Here is a 10,071-nt window from a genome sequence, read left to right on the forward strand (position 1 = left end):
TAGTGTTAATACCATCAATTTATTATAGTAACTCAAACTTTAAAAAGATTCTTTGCGCTCTTTGCCTGCCCGTCGGCAGTCGGGCGTGTTAAATCTTTGCGACCTTTGCGTGAAGCCTTTTAAAAAATGTTTCATGTAAAGGGATGCCGATGATTATAAAGGAACTCCGGGTATGGGATGGAGTTCACTCAAACCGCACTTTTTTAAGCGAGAAAATCATACCCCCCAGTGACACCAAAAGCGTGATCAGATAAAACATCAGGCTTAGCGCTACCGCGGCATTCAGATCAAAAGTCATATAAGCGGAGAAGAATAAAAAGGTAAGCTCCCTTGCACCGGCTCCGCCAATTGTTATGGGGAGAATGGCCACAACGGAAGATACCAGGAAAATGGCCGTATAGATAATAAGATGGTCTTCGATCCCCCAGGAATGCAATATCATAATGATCATAACAATCTGGGAGACCTGTACCAGTAAGGAATAAACATTGATTGTATGGATGAATCCCTTAAAAACCGGGAAAAATCTTTTCATGATCAGGAAATAGATCAGGTAACCCAGGGGAATCATTCCGGCTAGGGTTATGCTGAGCCATTTCGGTTCTATCGTAACCGAGAAAAAGAGACAACTGAGAATAAGAAGAACAAACATACCGTTGGCCCGGTCAACCAAAATCGCGGTAAGTATGGTTTTTACAGGTTTTTTAAACTGCCGGTTCAGTAAATAGGTTTTATAGCCATCTCCGCCCACCCCGCCTGGCAGAAATATGTTGTAGTACATGCCAAGCCAGTAGAGCTGCAGGTTCTTTTTTTGTGACAGGTCTATACCGGTCATCGAAAACAATCGATTGAGCCTGTAAGCCGATATGATCTTCGAGAGGGCAAACAATGCAATGGCTAACAAAAGATAAACCGGATCTGATCTCTTATAAAGGTTGATGATTTGAGGGAGTTCAATTTGCCTGAGAACAAAATACAGTGCACCCAGTGAAATAATGAGCTTAACCAGAACCTTCAATATGTTTCTCATCCCTGAGTACCTTATCCCCTTCCTGTTTTTCTCCAATTGTAATGCTTTTTACCTTGTAATGTCTCTTTTTTTGGGATTCATAATACGTCCGTATAAGTAGCTCGGCAATAATCCCGATGGTAATGAGCTGAAAGCCTGCTACCAACATTATTACTCCCAGTATCATTAGCGGCTTTCCCCATATATCCTGACCCAGGATTTTAAGATACAAAAGGTAGAAATTGATGAATATACCTACAAACAATGCCATTAAACCTATATTACCGAAAAGATGCATGGGTTTGCTCATGTATTTCTTCATGAACAGCATAAAGAGCAGGTCGCTGACCACTTTAAAGGTCCTGTTGATGCCATATTTTGATTTGCCATGCTTTCTGCTGTGATGATGGACGTTCATCTGGCCAATCATGGCTCCATCCAGACTGGCAAGAACCGGTATATACCGGTGCAGTTCCCCGTAGAGATTGAGGTCCTTCGCTGTATCACTTTTAATTACTTTCAGGGTACATCCATAGTCTTTCATCTTCACACGGGTGGTAAGGCGAATGATGTAATTGGCTATTTTACTGGGTATCTTTCTCAAAAATATACCGTCCCTGCGGTTCTTCCGGATTCCGGCAACCATATCGAGTTCTTCACTTTTTAGTTTATTAAGCATGGGGGGGATATCTTTTGGATCATTTTGTAAATCCCCATCTATGGGGAATGTATATTGCCTTTGCATTGGGATTCCTGACCAAAGGTCCGGTGGCAGTTGCGCTGCCTGCACTGGTCCTTCTTGCTTTTTTGCTACTCACCCGACAGTTTACCTGGAAGAAGCTTGGGAAGCTCAGGCTGTTTCAGGGTATATTGTTGTTTTTGGTGATTGCTTCTCCCTGGTATATATTGGTTTCCATTAAAACAGATATGGCCTGGACCGAAGGTTTTTTCCTGAAGCATAACCTCACCAGGTATACTGATACCATGGAAGGTCACGGAGGAATTTATTTTCTTACGGTGATTTACCTTTTATTGGGAATGCTGCCGTTTTCCCCTTTATTGATCCAAAGCATGATCTATGCCTTTAAAAACAGAAGCAATCACATTTACTATTTTCTTTTGCTCTACATTGGTGTGTTTACTTTATTTTTTTCGCTTTCTGATACTCAGCTTCCCAATTACATCATGCCCGTTTTCCCCGCATCTGCTGTATTGATTGCCGCCTTTATTGCTCATGCCGGCAAAAGAGAATACCATCGATATAAAGTAGGAATGGCACTTTGGATGGGCTTGGTGATCAGTCTTCTCCTTCCCATTGGCCTGTATTTTGGAGTGCAATACGATGTCAATCTACAGGGAATGAGCTACCTGGCCTATTATTTGATTCCCCTGCCCCTGGGATTTATCTTTGCAATCACCCGGTTCTACCGTGCTCGCTTCAGAAACGCATTCATATGGCTTGGTTCGTCATTTCTACTGGTGAACATACTGTTGCATGCCTTTATGCTGCCTGTCGTTTCTCAGAAATCCATTGCCGAAGAATTCGTTTCGAGCCTGAATGAGCATTACGAATTGATTGGTTACAAAAGGATGAATCCTTCCTTTGTCTTTTATTACCGAAAAGAGATACCCATGTATCATAATTTACAGGACCTTGAGAAAAAGCTGAACACCATGGAAAAAGGATACATCATCTCCAGGAAGAATTATAGGAAAGCGCTTCTCTCTTCTTTCCCTGAATTAACAGTGTACAAAGAAAGGAAAGACCTGTTTGAAGGTCATACAACCCTGATCCTTAAGAAGGATTGAATGGGTGTTGTTGAGCATTCCCAATTTTTTCCAAAAAAGAATGAACTAAAAGAGCGTGGTTGGAAACAATCGGGAATGCACTCCCCCCGTGGACTCATGGTTTGGTCTGTAAATTTTATATTAAGCTTAATGAACCAGATTTTCAGCTCTTTCCTGATGACTTTTATTACCGGTAACTTTAAATTATATTTTATTTAATAAAAACATATCGATTTCTCAATACGGGTTTTAGATATACTTAACAGTAGAGTACCATCTTTGGATCAAATCAAAACAGATCCGAAGTATGAAAACAAGGTTAGTCACTACATTAAGGATTTTTCTTAAAACCCTGGTTTTATTGATACTTATTCCGCTCTTCCTAATATCCCTGCAATATTTCAATACGGTTATATACAACTTTGAAAGGAATGAGCCTTTTAACGGAAGTTCCTTCTATAATCCCTATGAAGATTTCAATGGGAGATGGATGAGGGCTAATTTTCACTGTCACTCGCTGGCCTGGGGAGGGGTCACACATGGACATCAATCCCCCGAAGAGGTATATCAACATTATTATGATAATGGTTACGACGTGGTGGGGTTGAGCAATTACCAGCAGATAACACCGCCTCCTCAGGGTGGTTTATATATTCCCACCTATGAACACGGCGTGAATCTCAAACTAAACCATCACATCGTATTAAACAGCAGCAAGCCGAGCTTCGCAGATTTTTTTCTGTGGCAGAATGCCCATCAGAAACAAAGGATTATTGAAAAGTTAAAGGAAAATGGCGGTATGATAGCCATCGCTCATCCGAAATTACGAAATGCTTTTCAAGAGGATGATATGGGGAAGCTCAGGGGATACGATTTCATTGAAGTCCTGAACAATTATAAAAAGTCATTCTCTATTTGGGATGCAGCATTAAGTTCAGGCAATCTTTGCTGGATATTGGCCAACGACGATTCACACGATATCTATAAGGAAAACGATACATTTGTGAACTGGAATATGATAGGAGCCGGTCATAAAAGCCGGGAAAGCATCATGTCAGCGCTCAGAAAGGGATGTCACTACGGGGTAAATAACAGAAAAGAACATAAAAACTCCAACTTCCTTCATTCAGCCCGGGTTATAGGTAACAGGTTGAAAGTTCGTTTCAGGCATCCTGCCGATAAGATCACATTCATTGGCGATCATGGCGATCATAAGAAAACGGTTGATAATACCAGTCAGGCAGCCTATCTTTTTACGCCCGAAGACACCTACATACGGGTAGAAGCAGAAACAGACGAAGCCATCCTTTACCTGAATCCATTCTTCCGGTATAATGAAAATAAACCAACGGTCAATGCATCCCTGCCCGAAGCCAATATTCTTCTGACCATACTTTACAGAATTCAGATCCTTCTGATAAGTTCCCTGTTGTTTACATTGATCCTTCTTTTAACGGGCGCTATAAAACTTGTCAGGGCAAAAAAAGGTTTATCTTTGTCTGTTAACAAGCTTTATCAAAAAAGAAGCAGAACATTTGACTGATTAACTGATATCAGACATGCTCAGTTCCTTTATCTTTGAGCCCATTTATCGTTAATTTTGATTATATATAGCATCAAATCGAAAATCGAATAAGAATAAAATAAAAAATAATGGCTTATGAAAACACATACTTACACATATCTCATTTATCTGATTCTGTTTGTTCTGGCTCCTGTTATTCATGCGCAGGAATTGCCCGTCAGGATTCCGAATGGAAAGAAAGTTTCAGGCGGGCTCAGTAATGAAATCAGTCTGGATCAGATATATACGGCACTTAAAAAAGAAGGAAACAAGCAGGGATTGTTGATTGATTTCGATGATTCCAATCTCCGGGGTACCATCTATTCCGGGCCATATCCTTTTGAAGAGGAGGAGTCCGATATAACTTATCGTCGGTACCGGATGCGAAGTCCACTCAATAATGGAAGAGGGGTAATACCCATCTCCCGACTTTATACTCCGAAGTATGATGCAAACGATTGGGGTAAGGATTTACGGAAGCAAGCAACCCTGTCTGTCAGACTCGATCTCTGGAAGAATCTGGAAGATGAGGCGACCCATTACGGATTGCACGATTTTCTGGTGGATTTTTGGGTTCGTCCTGAAGATACTACCTTTCATCTGGCAACTACGATTATCGAGGGACCTTTTGTGTACCTGACCCGAAGCGACGATGGTTATGAAAACGGTACTTCCGTTACTGTTGCCTGGGAAACTATGCAAACAGCACCAGGCAAAGTGGTGGTTGAAGGAGTTGGGTCTTTCGAAAATAAAACCGGCAAAACAAAAAAGCATGAAGTTAAGATCATGGGCCTTAAGCATGATGAGGAATATGAATATTACGTGCAAAACGGAAAAACCCGGTCCCCTGCATATACTTTCACTACTGCCCCCGAGAAGGGAAAGGAAAACATCACCATTGCCTATGCAGGCGACAGCCGGGAAGGTGTCGGAGGCGGGGAGCGCGAGTTTATGGGTGTTAATCGTTATATACTTCGCCAGCTAGCTGATGATGCCCTCAGGCGTGGAGCCGAAATATTTCTCTTCGGAGGCGATCTTGTTAATGGCTATACAACTGATACGGAAGATTTCAAAACCCAGTTGAAGGCCTGGAAGCAGGCTATGGAGGGATTTATGCATTTGCGTGCCGTTTATCCGGCTCAAGGCAACCATGAATCTCTGTTGAATATTTATAAAACAGCGGATTCAAGCTATGTCATGATGGATAAGTTTCCATACGACGAGAGCGCCGAAGCCATTTTCGCCGAAGAATTGGTCTTGCCGGAAAATGCTCCCGAACTTTCGGATGAAAGACGCCCGGAATATAAGGAAGAGGTTTACGCTTTTCAATACGGTGCTTTGAAGATAATTGCCTTTAACAACAATTACTGGTATACGGATGAACAAAGCATAAGTGATTACGGGGGATCCCCGGAGGGTTACATCATGCCCGATCAGATGAATTGGATCAAACGGCAAATTCAGTCGGGGGAGGAAGATCCTTCCGTCAAGGCCATTCTGTTGTATGCCCAGGAACCGGTTTTTCCAAATGGTGGCCATGTTTCAGACGCCATGTGGTATGAAGGCAATAACAACGTGCGTGCATACACGTATCGAAACGGTAAAACCCTTCCTGAAGAAAAGGGCATCATCGAAGTGCGCAATGAACTATGGGAGGCCGTTAGCAGTTCAAAAAAGGTAGCTGCAGTGCTTACCTCCGATGAACATGGTTATCACAGAACACGGATTGATAAAAATACGCCGGTGGGCGTGATGAGTGATGATACCGACGGAGATGGCAGGCTTAACGCTGTATCTCCCAATAAGAACTTCCGTTATCCTACCTGGCATATTACCAGCGGCGGCGGGGGAGCTCCCTATTACTCCCGGCAAAAGGTACCCTGGACTGAAGACGTGGCTCTTTACACCTCACAATTCAATTACAGCCTTATATCTCTGAAGAACGGCAGGCTGACCCTGGAAGTGTATAATCAGAACGGTCAAAGGCTTGATTATGTAAAGGATTTAATGAAAATTAAAAAATAGTAAAGTCTGAAATTTGAAATATCCTTAATGTTTCCTTTCAGATAATTTAATCCTTACCTCTCTTAACTAAACTACATTTGCGTTGTTTAGCAGTTTTAAAATTTAAATTATAGGTGTGAAAAATGGAGCCAAAAAAATCAAAAAAAGCTGATCTGCAAAACAAACGGGTTGTCTTTATGCAACTGGGTTTTGTTGTTGCACTGGCAATGGTGCTTATTGCCTTTGAATGGACTTCCAAGCCTGGAAAAATCACAGGTTTTGCCAGTGATGAGGCAGATGAAATCGTACAGGAAAATGTGCCAATCACACGGCAGGAAGAGAAGAAGCCGCCCCCTCCGCCACCTCCTCCCAAAACCACGGAGGTGCTCAATATTGTTGACAATGATATAGACATTGAAGATGAATTAATTCTTGAAGAAACAGAAGCAGATCAGGATACACGGGTACTGGTCGATGTCTTTCGACAGGAAGAAGAGGAGGAAGAAGAAGAGGATAAAGTCTTTATTACGGTCGAAGATATGCCAACTTTTATGGGGAAAGGTCTGAATGAATTCCGCAATTATATACAGAAAAATCTGGATTATCCATTGATTGCTAAAGAAAATGGTATTGAAGGCATAGTATACACCAAATTTATTGTGGATAAAGATGGCTCTGTGAAAAATGTTGGCATTTTACGAGGTGTTGATCCAGTGCTTGATCAAGCTACTGTTGAGGCAATACGGGAATCTCCCAAGTGGGAACCAGGGAAACAAAGAGGCATACCTGTAAGAGTATCTGTTACTATGCCAATTGCTTTTGTCCTTGATTAGTATAACAAGATTTATTCCAAACCATTATATGATTTTAGCCTTAACTTATATGAGAAGCAAATGGAGTGAATATCTGTTCTGAGGCCTTATACAATGGAAAAATTAGATATTAAAAGTGAATGTGAAGTAATTAAGATTGGAGATACTCCGGCTGATTTGCTATCAGGATTCAATGCAGGATGCAAGGGGAATATCGGTTTACAGAGCGGAGCTTTTACCAAAGAAAAACTCAGGGAGTGCAGGCACACCCATATCATTCCGAGTGTCCGGGAACTACCTTATCTTATTAAGGAGGAATTTCAGACTTACAATGCAACCTATTTATAATAGTCATAAAATATAAAATTAGCAACTGGTTTGTGGATATGCACAAAAATCTGGATGTTGTAATTGAACTATAATTTAAGGTTTGGGTTTGGTTTCTCATGGGCGGAAGAACGCATATGGATTCCCTTGATTGGAAAAAATATGCGTTCTTTTTTCTTTTATATCCATGAATTCAATTACGTTACCCCTTCCTATAAACAAACACCGTAATGATGATCAACACCAGGGTGGAAAAAAAGAGCGATGAGCCCTCGGTGCTCTGCCAAAACCAATCCATGGTATATTCATTCCACACGATATTCCATAGGGAACTTGTGACAAGCAGGCCGTATCCGGCTATCAACATCATGATCAGATCGATTACCAGAGCAGGCAGCGTCATGGCAGCTGCCAGGGAAATGGTTATGGTAATCAAAAGGATCTTCAGAATGGCAAAAAGAAAACCCGTAAGCGAGATGTACTGAAAGCTTTCTGTGGTTATCTTGCTTGTGAGAAACCCGAGTATCATCAGCACCAATGATACTATAAACAAAAAGGTAGTGTATTTTTTCATAGCTTATATATTTAATTGTTAAACAAACAAGGACATCAGGGAAAATTAACCCATCAATCTTTTATAAAAATACCATTTGTAAATCAATGTAATTTAAGGCTATCCCGCCAAATGCTTAAATGCTTCATAAACCAGGAAAGCCGGCCATACGATTGCTTTAAGAAAACCCAGCACACCCATCCAAAAAGTGGTAGCCTGGGAGATAAAAAAAATGGCTGCTCCGATGAATCCCAAACCGTAAACAGCGCTGTTCTGCGGATTGCTTTTTGCTTCATGTGACATAATGATCCTCCTTTTTTTTGCAAGATATAAATTTCAAATGAAAAAATCCAAAATACAATCTTCTTGATGGAAAATATATAGCCACAGATGCACAAATGGATTATTATTCGTGCATTCGTGGCAATCCAAACCCTTAATTATTCAGGAAAGCCTTGCCGGGCTCTGGAAAATCTCTGTCTGCATCATCCAGCACCAGCACCCAATCCACACCCTTAACCGGTGTGCTGAAATGCTGTTCCTGGTCTGTCCCGAATTCTCCTATTTTATTTGATGCGCCGGTGCGGGGATTATACCACCAGGCAACCATCGTATCCGCTCTTAATTTTTCCGGGTTTACAGTAACTTCCCTGTTGGCGGGAAGATAAACCATGGCATATCCATTGCCCCGGGTGGCTGCCACATGATTGGCATAATTCCCTTCTTCTGATTCAATGAGGCTTTGATCGGGTATGCGGCTGTAATAGGGCCGGGAGAGCATCAGTTTTCTTACGTGGGTCATATCCCAGGCACCGGGCAGGTCCAGCACCTCGTCCCAGGTATGCCGGGCTGCGCTTATAGGATCCTGACCTTCATGCAGCATCTGCCAGATAGGATGGCATCCGTAGGTATGTCCGTGTGCGCCTGCAAAAAGAGCCCAGTAAGCAGCCCTGCGAACATCCTCTGCATCGAACCAGCCGTTTTTGGGGTCCCAGCTTACGGGATGATCCTCATAGCAAGGCTCCCCATCCATACAGGGCTTTACCGGCAACAGTTCATAATCAGCATGTATCTTTTCATAGTTTGAGATGAATTTATCGCTGTGCCCCGATTGCAACATGTTGAAATCAAGCCAGTCCGCATCGTGAAAGCAAGTAGATGATTTTGTGCCACCTTGCGGATGGAATGTCATCAGGTGGTTGGAATCAACCGATTGAATGCCTCTGGCCATGGCATCCCAAACGGGATAATTGTCGCCGCCGCATGTCCGGTCACCGCCAATGATCCATATGATGTTGGGTTCATCTTTATACCGCTTTCCAATCCACTGACCGTATTCATAAGCATTTTCAGGATTGAATATTTCCGGACCTACGCCCCACTGTGGATCCACCTTATCGCCCCAGGTGGGCAATAAGCCAATGAACAAGCCCTTTTCTTCCGCCTTGTTGATGATGTAATCCACATGCTCCCAATAGGCTTCATTCGGCTTTGTAGGATCGTTATCAATCAAAGGGGTTTCTCCATAAGGATTGGGAGTGTTCAGCCCATCCAGCTCGGCAAGCGCCACTGCCTGGATTACGGTAAATCCCTTTTCCCGGCGGTTCTCCAGATATTTTTCCGCTTCCTCCTTATCCAGACGGTGGAACAGCTCCCAGGCCGTATCACCCAGATAAAAGAACGGGGTGCCGTCTTCAAATTGCAGATACCTGCCATTGGGAGAAACCTGAAGCTGACCGTGGCTAAAATCAACGGAAGGGCCGTTCCATTTAGATTCCTGCGCACCTGTTAGAAACGGGACAAATAAAACAAGTGCTATAAATAGTGCAACGCGTGAATTCATGGCAATTAATTATTTATTATACTCGTATTTCTACTTACTGTATACTACTTACTAACTCCCCAACTTCAAACCTCAAACCATCAAACATTCAAACTCTTTGTCAAACTCCTGTCAAACAGCTCAATGACCGCTTAATGACTACCTAATGACAACCAATGACAATCTAATTTT

General features: G+C 42.3%; 10 protein-coding genes. 5 read left to right on the forward strand and 5 right to left on the reverse strand.

The genetic code is table 11. The features are described 5' to 3' along the window. Window positions 1-184: 184 nt before the first annotated feature. Together KGY70_11675 and KGY70_11680 are read right to left on the reverse strand one after the other, a co-directional pair. Window positions 185-1,030, reverse strand: a complete 846-nt coding sequence (locus KGY70_11675) for a flippase-like domain-containing protein (GenBank protein ID MBS3775840.1) — start codon at window positions 1,028-1,030, stop codon at window positions 185-187. Further along, window positions 1,002-1,688 (reverse strand): hypothetical protein, encoded by a 687-nt coding sequence (locus KGY70_11680; protein MBS3775841.1) that lies wholly within the window; start codon window positions 1,686-1,688, stop codon window positions 1,002-1,004. Before KGY70_11680 ends, KGY70_11675 begins: the two co-directional genes overlap by 29 nt. 14 nt (window positions 1,689-1,702) lie before the next feature. On the opposite strand from KGY70_11680, the gene KGY70_11685 reads away from it, so the two are divergent. From KGY70_11685 to KGY70_11705, 5 genes are all read left to right on the forward strand, one after another. Beyond that, complete coding sequence (locus tag KGY70_11685; GenBank protein ID MBS3775842.1) at window positions 1,703-2,818, forward strand: hypothetical protein; 1,116 nt, start codon at window positions 1,703-1,705, stop codon at window positions 2,816-2,818. A 286-nt stretch (window positions 2,819-3,104) separates the two neighbouring features. Beyond that, the gene (locus KGY70_11690; protein ID MBS3775843.1) at window positions 3,105-4,340 is read left to right on the forward strand and encodes a hypothetical protein; all 1,236 of its coding nucleotides are present in this window, start codon (window positions 3,105-3,107) and stop codon (window positions 4,338-4,340) included. A gap of 117 nt (window positions 4,341-4,457) precedes the next feature. Next, the gene (locus KGY70_11695; GenBank protein MBS3775844.1) at window positions 4,458-6,386 is read left to right on the forward strand and encodes a metallophosphoesterase family protein; all 1,929 of its coding nucleotides are present in this window, start codon (window positions 4,458-4,460) and stop codon (window positions 6,384-6,386) included. A 122-nt stretch (window positions 6,387-6,508) separates the two neighbouring features. Beyond that, window positions 6,509-7,198 carry an energy transducer TonB gene (locus tag KGY70_11700; protein MBS3775845.1) on the forward strand — a complete coding sequence of 230 codons (690 nt, stop codon included), beginning with the start codon at window positions 6,509-6,511 and terminating at the stop codon, window positions 7,196-7,198. Between the two features lie 93 nt (window positions 7,199-7,291). Continuing rightward, window positions 7,292-7,525: an HAD hydrolase-like protein gene (locus KGY70_11705; GenBank protein ID MBS3775846.1), complete on the forward strand. Its 234-nt coding sequence runs from the start codon at window positions 7,292-7,294 to the stop codon at window positions 7,523-7,525. 181 nt (window positions 7,526-7,706) lie between these two features. Here the strand turns inward: KGY70_11705 and KGY70_11710 are convergent, their stop codons facing one another. The 3 genes from KGY70_11710 to KGY70_11720 form a co-directional block, all read right to left on the reverse strand. Continuing rightward, window positions 7,707-8,078: a hypothetical protein gene (locus tag KGY70_11710; protein MBS3775847.1), complete on the reverse strand. Its 372-nt coding sequence runs from the start codon at window positions 8,076-8,078 to the stop codon at window positions 7,707-7,709. A gap of 99 nt (window positions 8,079-8,177) precedes the next feature. Further along, window positions 8,178-8,360 carry a hypothetical protein gene (locus KGY70_11715; GenBank protein MBS3775848.1) on the reverse strand — a complete coding sequence of 61 codons (183 nt, stop codon included), beginning with the start codon at window positions 8,358-8,360 and terminating at the stop codon, window positions 8,178-8,180. A 133-nt stretch (window positions 8,361-8,493) separates the two neighbouring features. Continuing rightward, a complete protein-coding gene (locus KGY70_11720) occupies window positions 8,494-9,900 on the reverse strand; it encodes a glycoside hydrolase family 140 protein (protein MBS3775849.1) in 1,407 nt (468 codons plus the stop codon). Between the last annotated feature and the right edge of the window lie 171 nt (window positions 9,901-10,071).

Source organism: Bacteroidales bacterium (genome assembly GCA_018334875.1).
Classification (GTDB): Bacteria; Bacteroidota; Bacteroidia; order Bacteroidales; family UBA12077; genus JAGXLC01.

Bases quoted from the DNA above. Each gene is read 5' to 3' on its own strand.
- KGY70_11675 (MBS3775840.1), bottom strand. From the start codon at position 1,030: ATGAGAAACATATTGAAGGTTCTGGTTAAGCTCATTATTTCACTGGGT.
- KGY70_11680 (MBS3775841.1), bottom strand. From the start codon at position 1,688: ATGCTTAATAAACTAAAAAGTGAAGAACTCGATATGGTTGCCGGAATC.
- KGY70_11690 (MBS3775843.1), top strand. From the start codon at position 3,105: ATGAAAACAAGGTTAGTCACTACATTAAGGATTTTTCTTAAAACCCTG.
- KGY70_11695 (MBS3775844.1), top strand. From the start codon at position 4,458: ATGAAAACACATACTTACACATATCTCATTTATCTGATTCTGTTTGTT.
- KGY70_11700 (MBS3775845.1), top strand. From the start codon at position 6,509: ATGGAGCCAAAAAAATCAAAAAAAGCTGATCTGCAAAACAAACGGGTT.
- KGY70_11705 (MBS3775846.1), top strand. From the start codon at position 7,292: ATGGAAAAATTAGATATTAAAAGTGAATGTGAAGTAATTAAGATTGGA.
- KGY70_11710 (MBS3775847.1), bottom strand. From the start codon at position 8,078: ATGAAAAAATACACTACCTTTTTGTTTATAGTATCATTGGTGCTGATG.
- KGY70_11715 (MBS3775848.1), bottom strand. From the start codon at position 8,360: ATGTCACATGAAGCAAAAAGCAATCCGCAGAACAGCGCTGTTTACGGT.
- KGY70_11720 (MBS3775849.1), bottom strand. From the start codon at position 9,900: ATGAATTCACGCGTTGCACTATTTATAGCACTTGTTTTATTTGTCCCG.